At 58.5% G+C, this 15,588-nt stretch carries 13 protein-coding genes; 9 read left to right on the forward strand and 4 right to left on the reverse strand.

Annotation, left to right across the window (positions count from 1 at the left end; translation table 11 throughout):
- The first annotated feature begins 184 nt into the window (after nucleotides 1–184).
- From AC5S26_RS13030 to AC5S26_RS13045, 4 genes are all read left to right on the forward strand, one after another.
- Nucleotides 185–1,231, forward strand: a complete 1,047-nt coding sequence (locus tag AC5S26_RS13030) for an SIS domain-containing protein (RefSeq protein WP_494185326.1) — start codon at nucleotides 185–187, stop codon at nucleotides 1,229–1,231.
- A gap of 24 nt (nucleotides 1,232–1,255) precedes the next feature.
- Nucleotides 1,256–2,203 (forward strand): carbohydrate kinase family protein, encoded by a 948-nt coding sequence (locus AC5S26_RS13035; RefSeq protein WP_494185327.1) that lies wholly within the window; start codon nucleotides 1,256–1,258, stop codon nucleotides 2,201–2,203.
- A gap of 25 nt (nucleotides 2,204–2,228) precedes the next feature.
- Nucleotides 2,229–3,545 (forward strand): Gfo/Idh/MocA family protein, encoded by a 1,317-nt coding sequence (locus AC5S26_RS13040; protein WP_494185328.1) that lies wholly within the window; start codon nucleotides 2,229–2,231, stop codon nucleotides 3,543–3,545.
- Between the two features lie 196 nt (nucleotides 3,546–3,741).
- On the forward strand, nucleotides 3,742–4,383 hold the full coding sequence (locus tag AC5S26_RS13045; protein ID WP_494185329.1) for a DUF4142 domain-containing protein: 642 nt from the start codon (nucleotides 3,742–3,744) through the stop codon (nucleotides 4,381–4,383).
- 106 nt (nucleotides 4,384–4,489) lie between these two features.
- On the opposite strand, the gene AC5S26_RS13050 is transcribed toward AC5S26_RS13045, so the two are convergent.
- The gene (locus tag AC5S26_RS13050; protein WP_494185330.1) at nucleotides 4,490–4,966 is read right to left on the reverse strand and encodes a RidA family protein; all 477 of its coding nucleotides are present in this window, start codon (nucleotides 4,964–4,966) and stop codon (nucleotides 4,490–4,492) included.
- Nucleotides 4,967–5,033: 67 nt separating this feature from the next.
- The gene (locus AC5S26_RS13055) at nucleotides 5,034–6,068 is read right to left on the reverse strand and encodes an LLM class flavin-dependent oxidoreductase (RefSeq protein ID WP_494185331.1); all 1,035 of its coding nucleotides are present in this window, start codon (nucleotides 6,066–6,068) and stop codon (nucleotides 5,034–5,036) included.
- A 108-nt stretch (nucleotides 6,069–6,176) separates the two neighbouring features.
- Here AC5S26_RS13055 and AC5S26_RS13060 point away from each other — a divergent pair, with 108 nt between their 5' ends.
- The 4 genes from AC5S26_RS13060 to AC5S26_RS13075 all read left to right on the forward strand — a co-directional run bounded on the left by AC5S26_RS13060 (nucleotide 6,177) and on the right by AC5S26_RS13075 (nucleotide 11,976).
- Nucleotides 6,177–7,430 carry a putative DNA modification/repair radical SAM protein gene (locus AC5S26_RS13060; protein ID WP_494185332.1) on the forward strand — a complete coding sequence of 418 codons (1,254 nt, stop codon included), beginning with the start codon at nucleotides 6,177–6,179 and terminating at the stop codon, nucleotides 7,428–7,430.
- 3 nt (nucleotides 7,431–7,433) lie between these two features.
- Nucleotides 7,434–8,972 (forward strand): UdgX family uracil-DNA binding protein, encoded by a 1,539-nt coding sequence (locus AC5S26_RS13065; protein ID WP_494185333.1) that lies wholly within the window; start codon nucleotides 7,434–7,436, stop codon nucleotides 8,970–8,972.
- Between the two features lie 271 nt (nucleotides 8,973–9,243).
- Nucleotides 9,244–10,020, forward strand: coding sequence for a deoxyribose-phosphate aldolase (gene deoC / locus AC5S26_RS13070; protein ID WP_494185334.1), 777 nt, complete (start codon nucleotides 9,244–9,246; stop codon nucleotides 10,018–10,020).
- Between the two features lie 81 nt (nucleotides 10,021–10,101).
- Nucleotides 10,102–11,976, forward strand: a complete 1,875-nt coding sequence (locus AC5S26_RS13075; protein WP_494185335.1) for a SpoIIE family protein phosphatase — start codon at nucleotides 10,102–10,104, stop codon at nucleotides 11,974–11,976.
- Nucleotides 11,977–11,979: 3 nt separating this feature from the next.
- Here the strand turns inward: AC5S26_RS13075 and AC5S26_RS13080 are convergent, their stop codons facing one another.
- Complete coding sequence (locus AC5S26_RS13080) at nucleotides 11,980–13,056, reverse strand: hypothetical protein (RefSeq protein ID WP_494185336.1); 1,077 nt, start codon at nucleotides 13,054–13,056, stop codon at nucleotides 11,980–11,982.
- A gap of 102 nt (nucleotides 13,057–13,158) precedes the next feature.
- On the opposite strand from AC5S26_RS13080, the gene aroA reads away from it, so the two are divergent.
- Complete coding sequence (aroA, locus tag AC5S26_RS13085) at nucleotides 13,159–14,475, forward strand: 3-phosphoshikimate 1-carboxyvinyltransferase (protein WP_494185337.1); 1,317 nt, start codon at nucleotides 13,159–13,161, stop codon at nucleotides 14,473–14,475.
- Here aroA and AC5S26_RS13090 read toward each other — a convergent pair.
- Nucleotides 14,472–15,587: a glycosyltransferase family 9 protein gene (locus tag AC5S26_RS13090; RefSeq protein WP_494185338.1), complete on the reverse strand. Its 1,116-nt coding sequence runs from the start codon at nucleotides 15,585–15,587 to the stop codon at nucleotides 14,472–14,474. The genes aroA and AC5S26_RS13090 overlap by 4 nt on opposite strands.
- Nucleotide 15,588: the final 1 nt, after the last annotated feature.

Here is a 15,588-nt window from a genome sequence, read left to right on the forward strand (position 1 = left end):
TGGCATTTACGTAAATTCTCTTTAACATTGGGCCTACGGATCTTGAAACACATGACAGGAGGTTCAAAGGCGTGCCGGTTTCGAAAAAAACAGCAACTATTCTTTTGTTATCTTTTATTCCTTTTAGTGCTACAATCGAATCATCTCATTTGAGCTCACTTTCCTCGAAAGGTCCAGCCTGAAGATGGCCAGCGACATCGCAACCCTCCGAGAGATTCACGGTCAGCCGACCGTATGGACAAACTGCCTTGAGTTTCTGCAGCAGACCAATCTCAAACAACTCGCACAAGATTTTCATCCCACGGAGATCGAATGGGTCTTTGTCGGATGCGGCACCAGCTATTACCTCGCTCAGGCTGCGGCATATTCCTTCAGCGACCTGCTCCGTGTGCCTGCCCGCGCGGTTCCGGCCTCCGAGATCCTTCTCTTCCCTTCCGTCGCGCTCCCGAAAGGAAAAGACGCGCACTTTCCTGTACTGATCTCCCGCTCCGGGCATACATCGGAGGTCTTGCTGGTCGCCGAATACCTGCAGGCTCAAGGGATCGATTTTCTGGCCGTCACCTGCGACGGACGTGAGCTGGAAGCCCTGACGCCTCACGTGCTGAAGCTGCCGATCCATGAAGACAGCACCGTAATGACATCCTCATTCACCGGGATGCTCTTAGGACTGCAATATCTCGCGGCAACCCTTGCCAACGACGATGCCTTTCTTTCCGCCCTTCATGCTTTGCCCGCGGAGCTGGAGCGCTTGCTCGCGATCTATGCTCCACGTGTAAAGGAGTTCGCAGAGCTGGAGGTCCAGGACGTAGCCTTTCTCGGCCAGGGAGCCCTCTACCCGATCGCGTCTGAGACGGCGCTCAAGGTCATGGAATCCTCCAGCACCTACGCGCAGTTCTTCCATACGCTCGAATTCCGTCATGGTCCCAAGTCCATTGTCGATTCGAACGCGCTTGTAGGGGCGCTGGTGAGCGAAACCGGCTACGAGATGGAGACCTCGGTCCTTCGCGATATGAAGGAGCTGGGAGCTCACACCCTCGCCGTCGTCAACACTGCTTCGAATGATCTCCATAGCTATGCGGATCTCATCATCGAGCTCAATCTGCCGGTCCCGGAACTCGCACGCATTGCAGTCTATGTCGTGTGGGGGCAGCTTCTGGGAAGCCACCGGGGACTGAAGATGGGACTCAATCCCGATCATCCACGCAATCTCAGCCGCGTCGTAACCATCTAGTCGTTCTAGTCGTTCGGAGACTGCATGTTCGACGTGACCATCGCTGGTGATATCAATCTCGACTTGATCCTCTACGGCCTGCGGGAAGAGATTCCCGTCGAGCGTGAGAGCCTCGCCAGCGACTTCCGGCTGACGCTCGGCGGATCGGGCTCCATCACAGCGCACAATCTCGCGTCGCTTGGCTGTAAGGTCGGTCTGGTGGGAAAGATCGGAGCCGACGAGCTCGGGCAGATTTCCCTGGCTCGCCTGCGAGACGCCGGTGTGGACACCAGCCACTGTATTCACTCCAGCACCGGCGCTGTAACCGGTGTGACCATCCTTCTTCCCCATGGAAGGACGCGTCGCATTCTCACCTACCCCGGCACGATCGCCGAGATGAGCGTGCAGGACATCGACGTCGAATATCTCGCTCGCTCCCGGCACTTCCATATCTCGTCGTTCTTCCTGCAGAAAAACCTGCAGAAGGGCCTGCCGGAGCTGTGCCACAATCTGCGCGCACGTGGGCTGACCGTCTCGATGGACAGCAACGACGACCCGGAAGATCGTTGGGGCGAAGCCTTCCTCGCCATGCTTCCCGCGATCGACATACTCCTCCCGAACGAGGACGAGGCGAAGCGGATGACCGGCAAATCCAGCCTCAACGAAGCTCTAGCGGATCTCTCGAAGAAAGTTCCGGTGATCGCCGTCAAATGCGGTTCGCGTGGAGCCATCCTCCAGACAGCCGAGCGCTGCGTCGAAGTTCCGTCCCTCGCGGTTACGCCGATCGACACCATTGGCGCAGGCGACAGCTTCAACGCAGGTTTCCTGTCGCGCTTCGTCAAAGGCGAATCGCTCGAGAGTTGCATCGCCCTGGGCAACATCGCGGCGGCTCTTTCAACGCAACGTCCGGGTGGAACGGAATCCTTTCGGGATACTGCATTCGCCCAGAGTTTTCTTTCGCAGCACATGTCGCCCGATCCACAGCGTTCCTGAATTTGGTTCTAGGAGAAAAAATAGAATGCTCAGCCGTCGCGCCTTCCTCGCAACCAGTGCTGCAAGCGTGGCACATGCAGCAGCCGGACAATCCAAGCATGTTGCTCGCCTTCAGTCCATGGCAGAGGTTCCCTACGAACGAAAAGACCCGCGCATCGCCATCGTAGGAGTCGGGGGCCGTGGAACTTCGCTCCTCAAAAACCTGCTGGGCGCCGATGCAAAAGTCGTTGCCATCTGCGATATCGCTCCCGAACACGCAGCCCGCGCACAAAAGCTCGTCACCGACGCAAAACAGCCTTCTCCTGAACTCTTCACCCGCGGCGATCACGACTACGAACGGCTCATGCTCCGCGAAGACATCGACCTGGTCATCACCGCAACTCCGTGGAAGTGGCATGCGCCCGTTGCCCTGGCCGCAATGGAACACGGAAAGCATGTGTGCATCGAGGTGCCCGGCGTTCTTACACTCGAGGATTGCTGGCGCATCGTCCACACCAGCGAGAAGACACGGCGCCACTGCAGCATGCTCGAAAATTGCTGTTACGGCTACAACGAAACCCTCGTCCTTCGCCTCGCTCAGGCTGGAAAGTTCGGCGACATTCTCTGGGGTGAAGGAGCGTACCTTCACGATCTCCGCGAGATTCTCTTCAGCGATGAAGGCGAGGGTCTGTGGCGTCGCGCGGAACACACCACCCTTAACGGAAACATCTATCCCACGCACGGACTCGGACCCGTCGCAAACTACATGGACATCAATCGCGGCGACACCTTTAGCCACATTGTCTCCATGAGCACCTTTGAGCGCGGCCTCAGCGACTATCGCAAGGATCATGTTCCCGCTGGAAATCCCAAGTGGAACGAACGCTATAAAGAAGGCGACTTCAACATCTCGCTGATCAAAACCGCGATGGGCCGCACCATCACGGTGAAACATGACACCTCAAATCCCATGGTGTACAGCCGTGTGAACGCCATCGGCGGCACCAAGGGCCTCTTTCAGGACTATCCTCCGCGAATCTATTTCGATGGCCAGAAGGGTGGCGAACAGTATTCCAATCTTGACGGCTATAAAGACGACGCTCACCCTCTATGGAAGAGCATGGGAGACATTGCGAAGAAGCTCGGCGGCCATGGCGGAATGGATTTCATCATGCTGTTTCGACTCCTTGAGAGATTTCGCAATGGCCAGGCTCCCGATATCGATGTCTACGACACCGCGCTTTGGTCGAGCGTAGTCCCCCTCAGCATCGCCAGTGTGGCGCAGGGAAGCGCTCCCCAACACTTTCCCGAGTTCCTTGTTGGGCAAGGCAAAGGACGGCCTCGCAATCCCATCGGTTCTTAAGCTGAGCTCTAAGCTAACGAATCCAGGCGACAAGCCCCAGATCTCTCATCACTTCAGTAAACGCAAAATCTTCCAGCTTCAGGCAACCCTTTTCATCGGGCAACGCCTTCGGCTTCGATGAACCTCTGAGTAAGTAGACGAAGTTTTGTCGTATGCACTTTCGCGGCGAGTTTCGAATGAAAGGAGGGAATATTCAATGATGTCGAAGAGAAGATTCAACCGAATTCTGTTGTGCTCCGCCTCCACGCTTCTGGCGAGCGCCATGGCCGTCGCGCAATCCCAGCCCGGCGGGGGCGGAGGGCAGTCCGGTATGCCCAGCCAGCAGCCCGGTGCTCCGAGTCCGGGTGCGATGGATCCGAATGCAGGTTCGTCGAGCCAACAGTCCATGGTCGATCAGGCCTTCGTCAGGAAGGCGCTCGAAGGCGGCGCGGCCGAGGTACAGCTGGGGCAGCTTGCGCAGCAGAAGTCCCAGAGCGAAGACGTGAAGCAGTTTGGGCAGAAGATGGTGCAGGACCATACCCAGCTTGGCGATCAGATCAAGCCGATCGCACAGCAGTTGGGTGTCAAAGAACCCAAAGGACCTTCAAAGAAAGACAAGCAGCTGATGGCGAAGCTCGAAGCGCTCTCAGGTCCGCAGTTCGATGAAGCCTACATCCAGGCGATGGTCAAGGACCACAAACAGGACATGAAGGATTTCAAAGATGCGGCTCAGGTAACGCAGGATCCGAACGTCAAGCAGGTCGCACAACAGGGCGCAGGAGTGATCTCACAGCATCTCGAAATGATCCAGCAGATCGCACAAAGCCACAACGTCGACGTCAATGGCAAATCGAAATAAGCCTGTTCTGCAGAATGAACGGATTTAAAAAGCAACGTTAGGACGGGAGCCTCTCGCAGAGTATCGCGAAGAGGCTCCCGTCTTAATACTTGAAGCGCTCGTCTGACTACTGCGGAATCACTGCCACCGCATCGATCTCCAGCATTGCGTCGTCACGAAACAGAGCCTGTACTCCGGCCAGCGTGCTCGCAGGAGGATGCTCCTTATCGACGTACTGGTCACGCACATCCCGCAGCACAACCAGCTTGTCATGGTTCAGACCCACGACATAATAGTTCAGCTTCACAATGTCCTTCGGAGTCGCTCCAGCCGCGGCCAGCGCCTGCTTCAGATTGGCAAAGACCTGCGCGGCCTGCGCATGGAAATCACCCTTCCCTATCATCTCGCCCTGTTTGTTTAAGCCCACCTGTCCGGAAAGAAAAACCATCTTCCCTCCACTCACCACAGCCGCGTAACTGTAGCCTGCCGGGGCGGCCAAAGCGGGCGAATTCTCAAACTTCACCGTCGGATTGACCGCCTTCTCCTGCGCAGCCCCGACGGACGTCAACGCAGCACTCAATCCTAAAATCCAGAACAGCTTCATGGGGGTCTCCTCAATCTGTCGTTTCAGTTTTTCAGATTGCAAATCATCTCTTTCAGGAGAGCTCTTTTCAAACCAGGCCAAACTCCTTCGCCAGCATCTCATAGCTCCTCAGACGCTTCTCCTGGTCCCACACAATCGTATTCACAATCACCTCCCCGATACCCAGCTCCCCGGCCATCTGCTCCAGCCTCTCTCGCACCACCGTCGGGGTCCCCACGAAATAGCGCGGCCACTCCCCTTCTTCCAGCGGAATCTCGCCCCTCATCCTCAACTCGCGCAGAGCGTCTTCAGGAGCAGCCACAGGCTTTCGCTCACCCAGGCGAATCCTCTGCTGCAGCAGCTTCACGCTCGAAGCCAGAAACTCGGCCTCTTCCTGGCTCTCCGCGCAGATCACGCCGACCGCCACCGTCGCCTCCGGCTTCTCACGACGTGGGCCGCTCCGGAAATTCCGCAGGTACGCCTCGGTCGCATCTCTAGTCTTCACCGGCGAAAAGAAGTGCGCAAACGAATACGGCAGCCCAAACTCCACCGCCGCGGCCGAGCTCCACATACTCGACCCCAGCATCCATACCGCTGGTCCCACGTACTTCTCTTCCGGAACCGGTGCCGGCATCGCCTTCACCTTGCCGAACGGATGTCCAGTCGGAAAATCGTCTTCGAGAAAGGCCAACAGCTCCGTTACCTGTTCCGGAAAGTCATCCTCCATCGCCGTCTTTCGGCTCCGCCTCAGCGCCAGGGACTCCATCGGTCCGCCGCCCGGTGCACGCCCGATCCCCAGATCCACCCGCTCCGGATAGAGCCCATAGAGCGTCCGAAAGACCTCCGCCACCTTCAGTGGCGTGTAATGCGGCAGCATGATCCCGCCCGATCCAATCCGGATCCGACTTGTCTCCGCTCCAATCCGCGCCAGCATGATCTCAGGAGCCGTACACGCCAGCAGGTCCATCGCATGGTGCTCCGACATCCAGAAACGCCGGTAGCCAAGCTCATCCACCCTCCGCGCCAATGCAATCGAATTCTGCAAGGCCTGCGCCGGCGCGGTTCCTTCCGCCACCGGAGATTGATCCAGTACCGAAAGCTTAAGTTCTCTCTTCGTCTGCATAAATATCTGATGTGACTGGAGCTAAATCGGAGCGAAGCGTCTTCCACAGGGAGACACCAACTACTTTCGCTTTTTATTCGCTATACTGATTGCCGGAAGACTGATCCGGTGAATACCCAACAAAAACTCGAAATTCTGGCGGATGCGGCGAAGTACGACGCCTCCTGCGCCTCCTCGGGAGCCAAACGCGCCGGCAATGGAAAAGGTGTCGGCCATACCGATGGCAATGGCATCTGCCACTCCTACACTCCCGATGGTCGCTGCGTCTCGCTCCTCAAGATTCTCCTCACCAACTTCTGCACCTACGACTGCGTCTTCTGCGTCAACCGCTCCTCCTCCGACATTCGCCGCGCCCGCTTCACGCCCGAAGAGGTCGTTAACCTCACCCTCGATTTCTATAAGCGCAACTACATCGAAGGACTCTTTCTCTCCTCCGGAATCATTCAGTCGCCCGACTACACCATGGAGCAGCTCATCCACGTAGCGCGCTCCCTACGGATCACCCACAACTTCGGCGGTTACATCCATCTCAAAGCCATTCCCGGGTGCGCTTCCACGTTGATCGAAACCGCGGGTCTCTATGCGGACCGCATGTCGGCCAACATCGAGCTCCCCACCCAGCAGGATCTCGTTCAACTCGCCCCCGAGAAAAAATCGTCTGTTATCGAAGGCACCATGGGGCAGATCCATACCCGCAAGAACGAGCTCGACGAGGACCGCCGTCACATTCGCTCGACCCCGAAGTTCGCTCCAGCGGGCCAGTCGACCCAGATGGTGGTGGGAGCCACGAATTCGACCGACCGCGACATCATCCAGCGTGCAGACACTCTCTACCGACGCTTTGCCCTTCGGCGCATCTACTACACCGGCTTCAGTCCCTACCCCAAGGCGGATCTCCGCCTCCCCCTCGCTGCGACACCCCTGGTTCGCGAGCATCGTCTCTACCAGGCCGACTGGCTCATCCGCCACTACGGCTTCGATGCCAATGAGATCACCACCCCCGACGATCCCCATCTCGATCTGAAGGCCGATCCCAAGACACAGTGGGCAAATCGGCACCGCGAGGCTTTTCCGGTCGACGTCAACGCTGCCCCGCGCGAGATACTCCTTCGCGTGCCCGGCCTCGGGTATAGGAATGTGGATCGGATCCTTAACATCCGTCGCTATCACAGGCTCATCCTTGACGACCTGCGGCGGCTCCGCATCAGCCTGAAGAACACCTCTCCGTGGATCATCACGGCCGACTCTCTGCCGCATTCGCCTTTACCAGCAGCCGCCCCAGTTCCTGCGGAACAACTTTCTCTAAACCTCGCGCCCGGCGATTCTCTGACGGTCGCCTCCACCCTCCATGGGCAACTGTGACCTATGTTTTCTTCCACCTCTTTCATCATCGAGCTCAAGTCTCCGGAGGACTCCGGCTTTGAAAGCTGGCGCGAGTTTGCCCGCGAGGCACTCCTCTCCTCCATGCCCCCTCCCGAGATCGACTTTCAGGACGACCTCTTCACCGCACCGCGATCCCTGCATCTCCTTCCCAGCGGCGAACGTCGAAGCGCGACTCTGTCGCAGGCAAAGCCGCACGCTCCAAAGTCTTTTCTCGACGATGCGTTGATTGCCGCCCACCATCGCGACCCGGATCGCTGGAACCTTCTCTATCGGCTGTTGTGGCGCCTGCAGACGGAAACAAATCTGCTTCACCTCGACATCGACCCCGATGTGGCTCAGCTCAGGTCGCTCGTTCGTCAGGTTCGGCACGATCTTCACAAGATGCATGCCTTCGTCCGTTTCCGGCGAATCGAAGATTTCCAGGGCGAACACTTCATCGCCTGGCATAAACCCGCGCATCGCATCCTCGCCCTCGCAGCTCCCTTCTTCAGCGAACGCTTTGCGGTCATGCGCTGGACCATCCTCACCCCCGACAACTCGGTCTCGTGGGATCCCTCGACTCGACACGCCAGCTTCGGTCCCGGTGCCGACCGCGATCAGGCTCCCCGTCATGATGAGCTGGAAGATCTGTGGAAGTCGTATTACTCCAGCATCTTCAACCCGGCTCGGCTCAATCCCTCGCTGATGCGCTCGCACATGCCGGTGAAGTACTGGAGCACGCTTCCTGAAGTCGACCTTCTCTCTGCCTTGGTCACCAAGGCAGGAGCTCGCGTCGAATCCATGGTCGCGACCCAGAACGCAACCCCCAGCGCCTCGCCTTTCATTCCCTCGGAACGCACGCTCCCGGTCCTTCGTCAGGCGCTGAACCTATGCAAAGGATGCGATCTCTACCGTCACGCCACCCAGGTAGTTCCCGGATGCGGCCCCTCTACCGCCGCGCTCATGCTCGTGGGGGAGCAGCCGGGCGATCAGGAAGATCTTCAGGGCAAGCCCTTCGTCGGCCCGGCCGGGGAGGTCCTTCGCCGCGCCCTTGATGAACTCGGCATCTCTCCGGACGCTATCTACATGACCAACGCGGTCAAGCATTTCAAGTTCGTGCAGCGCGGAAAGCTGCGCCTTCATAAAAATCCCGCCCGGTCCGAGATCAACGCCTGTCGTCCCTGGCTTGAAGCCGAAATCGACGCCGTAAAGCCGCGGGCGATTCTGTGCCTGGGAGCCAGCGCCGCCCGTGCCGTTCTCGGCAGCACCTTTGCCCTGATGCGGGATCGCGGCCGGTTCTTCCCTACCCGGTACTCCGAAAACACCATCGCGACCGTACACCCCTCTGCGGTCCTTCGCGCCTCGGAAGCAGGTCAGGCCTCCCAGCTCTATGACTTCATCAGGACCGATCTGAAGCTTGCCTGGAACCGCGCGACCCAGCAGGTTGAACATCCCTTTGAGGGCGCAGGTAGCTTCACGACCGTCGAAAAGCTGTCAAGCCCTAGCGGTGCTCAAACCATTGAAAACGAGAGGTATATCTGATGCCGAATTGCTACGAGAGGTTGTTATAATAAAGGAAGAGGCCCCGAGCATCTTCGGGGCCTTCGGCACGTCTATAAATGATGTTCTTCCAATACTTTACGTGCAAGTTACGCCTTTTGAATACTTTGCGATGCGAGTACCGGGCTAAGCTACTTGTTTCCAAGACTTTGACACAAAACTGGTAGGAGGGGTACCCCTTCTTTTTAGCCAGACTTATCCATCCTGTGGTAGAAACAGACCCGCGCCGCCAAATCGGCCCGTAAGGAGAACCATGAGCAGCCCGTCTCACCCTGAAATCCAGACGTTCGATCCCATCACCTTCGCCGCTCAGGCTCTCTCCTCCCCCCAAAATCTGGCCGCCGTCCTCGACCACACCCTGCTCAAACCCGACGCGACCCGGACGCAGGTCCTCCAGCTCTGCCACGAGGCCGCCGAACACCGCTTCGCCTGTGCGATGGTCAACCCCACCTGGGTTCAGCTCGCCGCCTCCGCACTCCAGGGAACCGGCGTGCCGGTCGGAGTCGTCATCGGATTTCCTCTGGGAGCGACCCTCTCGGCCTCCAAACGCGATGAGACCGCCCGCGTCCTGAAGCAGGGGGCCCACGATGTCGACATGGTCCTGAACATCGGCCTGCTCAAAAGCGCGACGACTGCCGACTACGAGGCCCTCAAACAGGATATCCGCGGCGTCGTCGATCTCGCCCATGGCAGCGGGGCGATCGTGAAGGTGATTCTCGAAACCTGCCTGCTGACCTTTGAGGAGAAACTCCGCGCCTCCGAGCTTGCGCTCTCCGCAGGAGCCGACTTCCTCAAAACCTCAACCGGCTTCTCCACGGGAGGAGCCACCGCCGACGATATCGCCCTTCTCCGCGGTGTCGCTGGCTCACGCGCCGGAGTCAAGGCCTCGGGGGGCATCCGATCTCTTGCCGACGCCTCCACGATGCTTCACGCTGGAGCCTCGCGCATCGGAGCCAGCGCCAGCGTTAAAATCGTTCATGAACTCTCCGGCCACAACCTTGCCACCGCTGCTTCACCGGCATCGTACTGAGGTAGCGAACACAGAGAGTCACTGCACGATAAGAAAACAAAGGCCCCAACCGGCACGTCAGTAGTATCATCGGCTCTTCCTATGTCTACGGCCAACAAACCACGACGCGGAACCTCCCCCGCCGCGCCAGACCCGGAGGTCGAACCCGAGCATAGCTTCGAGGGGGACTACCGGCCGCGCACCGACGAGGCCCCACAGGCCCCGAACATCCGCGTCGACCCCGTACACCAGGTCGAGTTCCTGCATACCCTGGCCGATGCGCTCAATACTACGCTCGACCTCAATACCCTGATGCACCGGGTCTCGGATCTGGTCCGGGCCGTCATCGACTACCGAATCTTCGCCATCCTGCTGATCAACGATCGCACCCAGGAGCTCTGGATGCGCTTCCAGATCGGCCATACCCCCGAGGTCGAGCGCACCCGCCTCAAAATGGGGCGCGGCATCGTGGGCCAGGCTGCCCTGCAGCGCAGGAGCCTGAGAGTTGACGACGTAACCAAAGAAGAACATTACATCGAGGCGAACCCGAACGTCCGCTCCGAACTGGCAGTTCCGCTGATCGTGAAGAATCGCGTCATCGGCGTCTTCGATATCGAATCCGAGATTCCCTGCTTCTTTACCGCGGAGCATCAGAGGCTGCTCGAGCTGGTCGCGTCGCGCGTGGCCATCGCGGTAGAAAATGCCCGCCTCTATACACGGGTCTCCCGGCAGGCGCAGACGCTGGCAGTCCTCAATGAGATCTCCCGCGAGATCACCAGCATCCTCGATCTGGACGATCTGCTGGAACGAATCGGCCAGCTGCTCAAGCGGGTCATCGATTACCAGATGTTCACCATCCTGCTGTGGAACGAACGCAACCAGCAGTTCGAGCATCGATTCTCGTCCCGCTACGGTGAGCGCATCACCCGAGACCGCACAGTCGGGCTGGGCGAAGGCATCATCGGATCAGCGGCGCAGCAGCGCGAATCGATTCTCGCTCCCGACGTTCGCAAGGAGCCGCGATACCTCGCGGTGAACCCGGAGACTCGCTCCGAACTTGCTGTCCCCTTGATCTACAAAGGACAGATCATCGGAGTCATCGATCTTGAGCACACGCGTGTCAACTATTACAACGAGGATCACCAGAGGACCCTCTCCACGCTTGCGGCGCAGGTCGCCATCTCGATCGCCAATGCGAGGCTCTACCAGCGCATTCACGAAGAAGAACAGCGCATGGAGCGCGATCTCGAGATGGCCCGGCAGGTTCAGCTGCGCCTGATGCCGCCGCAGCCCCCGAAGCTGGAGCGTGCCGAATTCGCCGCCGAGTTCAATGCAGCACGCTCGATCGGCGGCGATGTCTATGACTTTCTCGACTACGGTCCTGGCCGGGTGGCGCTCGCCATCGGCGATGTCAGTGGAAAGGCCGCTCCGGCAGCCTTGTATGCTGCGCTGGTGAGCGGCATCCTGCGCTCGCTCGCGGCGCAACATCTTTCGCCGGCAGCGTTGCTTTCTGCGCTGAATGACCAGCTTCAGGAGCGCAGGCTCGATTCGCAGTATGTGACCATGCTGGTCGCAATCTGGGACGACTCCAACCAGACCATCCAGGTTGCCAATGCTGGTTCTGTGCAGCCGCTGTTTGTCTCGTTGACGTCAAGCGGCTCCAGAACCTCCGTGGATGTGAAGACCATTAAGGCAGAAGGCTTCCCGCTAGGCCTGTTTCCCGATGTCGAATACGAGGAGTTCACCCTCTCAACCCGTACAGGCGATCTGCTCGTCTTCTTCTCCGACGGAATCCCCGACGCTGAAAATGCGAAGGGTGACATGTTCGGCACGGAGCGGCTGGTAAAGGTGCTTAAAACCCAACGCCAACCGACTGCAGCCTCCATGATCGAGGCCATCCTGAAAGCAGTCTCCGACTTCCAGTCCGGAACCGAACACTTCGACGACGAGACGCTGGTTGTACTGCGCGCGCTGTAGCAGCTATTGATCCGCGATCTTCGGTTGAACCTGCTTGTAGTCCGCCGGAATTGCAAAGTGCGATGCATCCACAGCAGCCTGCGAAAAACCGCTCATCTGGGTATTCGATTCCACCAGCACAGCCGGCCCCTGCGTTGCCGGAGCATCGGCAGCGGGAGCGGGATCCGCTGCCTTCTTCTTGCGGCCGAATCCCCCAAATCCCCCGAGACCAAGGCTGCTCGTGATCGCCGATGTCGCGGAGTCCTTCGCGACCTGGCCCGCGCTGGGCATCTCCGGCGAATTGGAGGGAGGAAGCGGAGCTTCGGAGGCGGCGGGAAGAGGATCTCCATTTGCCGTCGTCCCCATGCGCATCACCTGCAACACGGGAATTCCCTTCAGTTTTGACATCTCCTTCGCCATGTCGGCCATCGCTTTGCCAGCGCCTGGTTGCGAGGCGAGCATGGCGGGGTTGATGGATTCACTGAAGACGGTTCCTAGTTTGGCTGCGAAACGCTGCTGAAACTCCCGGACTTCTTCGTAGCCAGGAATCTCGGGAGCGAGCCACATGTCGTTGGTGATTGCCAGCGACCCCTTTTCTCCGGATTTCTTATCCGTCGCATCCATTGCCATGCTCAGAATCGCCTCGCTCGTGCTCATCCCTGCAACATCTTTGGTCGCTCCCGTGTTGCGGACCTTCACCTGAAAGGAGAGATCGGTGTTGGAGGCAGAAGGCTCCGTCTGGGAGTTCTGCTGTTCCTTTCCCTTTTTGATTGCGGCATCAATCTGCTGCCTCATCTGCTCGAAGGTCATGGTGGTGTATTGCTTCCGGGCGTGATCGATGGTCGTGATCGTTTCGTTATCGAGATCGACGATCTCGGTCCGCATCGAGTTCGAACGGACCATGCGATTGCCCTTGATGCTTACCGTGGAGGTGATGGGCTCTCCTGCCTGACGAGCCTGCTTGCTGAAGGTGCCCGCCATCTTCATCATTCCGACCAGGGCGCCGCCCGTAATCTGGGTCGTCTCGGTGTAGCTGAAATCGGCATGCAGCGCGGTGGGGAGAATTCCTAACAGGCAGAAAACGAGGCATTTGCTTTTCATGATTTTTGCTCCTGGTCGCGCTTCGATCGGGCCCATGGAGTTCTATCGAACACCGACAGGCAGTGTATCAACGCCGGCAAAAGAAAGGTTAGGATAAAAGTAATGTCCTCTACGATTATTCCGCCGAATGCTTCCACGACACAGGTTGTTCGCCCGGCCCGCAGTTTTCAGGGGTCCGTTACCGTTCCCGGCGACAAGTCCATCTCTCATCGTTATGCCATGCTGGCCGGCCTAGCCGAGGGAACGACCCGGCTCACGAATTTTTCGACGGGCGCTGATCCGCATTCAACGTTGAGCTGCATGGAATCCCTAGGAGCAAAAGTTACCAAGGACGGCACGAAGATTGAGGTGACAGGAGTTGCGGGCGCGTTTCAGCAGCCCCAGACCGAGCTTGACTGCGGCAACTCTGGCAGCACGATGCGTATGCTTGCAGGACTTATCGCGCCGCATCCCCACACCTTCACGATGATCGGCGATCATTCCCTGACAATGCGTCCCATGGAGCGCATTCGCAAACCTCTGTCAGCAATGGGAGCACGGATCGACCTGGTGGAGGGTCACGCGCCGATGACGATCCATGGCGGACCCCTGAAGGCCATCAATTTTGAGACACCGATTCCTTCGGCTCAGGTGAAGACGGCCGTGCTCTTTGCAGGTTTGCAAGCGGAGGGAATAACAAGTCTTTCGGAGGCGGTTCGCACGCGCGATCACTCCGAGCACGCCTTGAAGGCCTTCGGAGCAAGCCTTACGCGGAACGGCGAACGACTCAGCATCGCAGGCGGCCAGAAATTGAAGGCTATCGAAGCGACGGTTCCGGGAGATATTTCTTCGGCCGCATTCTTTCTCTGCGCTGCCCTGCTCTTCCCCGACTCGAACCTCGTGCTCGATTCGCTGGGGATGAATCCTACACGAGCCGCGCTGCTGGATGTGATTACGACGCTTGGCGGCAAGATCAAGGTTCTTATGGTCGAAGAGCATAACGGGGAGATGATTGGAACCATTCAGGTGAATCGCTCTTCCGATGGCCTGAAAGGAGCCGAGATTACCGGAGCGCTTTCAGCACAACTGATCGATGAGCTTCCAGTGCTCGCTGCGATTGCGCCTTACACGCGGGATGGAATTGTCATTCGCGATGCAAAGGAGTTGCGCATCAAGGAATCCGACCGCATCGCCCTGGTGGCAAAGAATCTGAAAGCCATGGGAGCGGAGTTGACGGAGTTCGAGGATGGCCTTAGCATCCCCGGAAATCAGCAGCTCCATGGAGCAGAGATCGACTCAGGCAGCGATCACCGGATCGCGATGGCGTTTGCGATCGCCGCACTGCGGGCGTCGAGCGAGAACGTGATCCACGGCGCAGAGTCGGCTGCAATCTCGTTTCCAGAGTTCTTTACCTTCCTGGAAGAACTCAGCAAGCGTTAGCGACGACCGCGAGATAGAAGCTCTTCGAGAGCACCGGTCACCTCTGCAACGCTTACTTCGTCGATGATGTAATCCGGAGTAGCGGTTGGCATATCCGCATTCTTGAAGATACGGAACCTGTCATTGTCTACCGGCAGCCATTCGATGGGGGGGGACCAGGCCGGCGCGATGATGACCATGGGAAGTCCGGCAGCACGTCCAACGTGGAGAGGCCCGGTATCGAGGGTCACACCGATCGTGCAGAGACTCATCAATGCAGCCAGTTGCGGCAGGTTTGTCTTACCCGCGATGTTTGTTGTCGCAAAGGAGAGGACGCTTCGCAGCTCATCGATCGCCGGCGATTCTGAGGCCGTTCCAACAAAGAGAATATGCGCGCCATAGCGTTCTTTAAGGAAGACGGCCGTCTCTCGGAAGCGTTCCGGACGCCAGCTCTTTCGCTGGGTGACGCTAGTCTGCGTTACGAAGACGGCTATTGGCTGCCCAGGCTCTACCCCACAGGCGGTGAGGAGCTCTCGCGCACCAGCAAGTTCCTGCTCGCTGAAGAAGATTCTGGGTTCAAAGTGGGTAGCTTTATGTCCGAGAGCTTCGACAATTCGCAGATTGTTCGCAATCTGACTCCTGGTGTTATCGAAGGCCAGGGGTACGCGAAAGAGCTCAGGCTTGACGGTGAAGCCGACCCTGGTGGATGCGCCACCGAGGACTGCCTGGAAGATCATCCGGGTACGCTCATTCCCTGTAGGCGCGAGTGTAGCGAAGGGTGTTGCGCCGCGAAATGGAAACTGCTGCCGAAGCGATTGCGCCGAGGCCTTCAGATCTTTCAATGGACTAGGAGTCGCGATCAATGTATCGACGTTGGGATTGTGCCGCAGGACGTCGAGAGAAAATCCGCTCGCGATGACGGCGATGTTTGCCCCGGGCACAGCTTGCTTCAGCGCAGAAAACAGCGGTGTCGAATGAATCGCGGTCCCAAGCGCACTGGCATGTTGAAGGATGATGAAGTTCTCAATCTTATGCAGCTGGTCCCGGCCAACAGAGGCGCGGCCACCGGCTACACGCTCAATTACATTGACGCCGGAGAATGCGGTGCCCTTCAAATTTCGGAGAAGACTCAAG

The organism is Edaphobacter sp. FHG110511_03, from assembly GCF_059115365.1.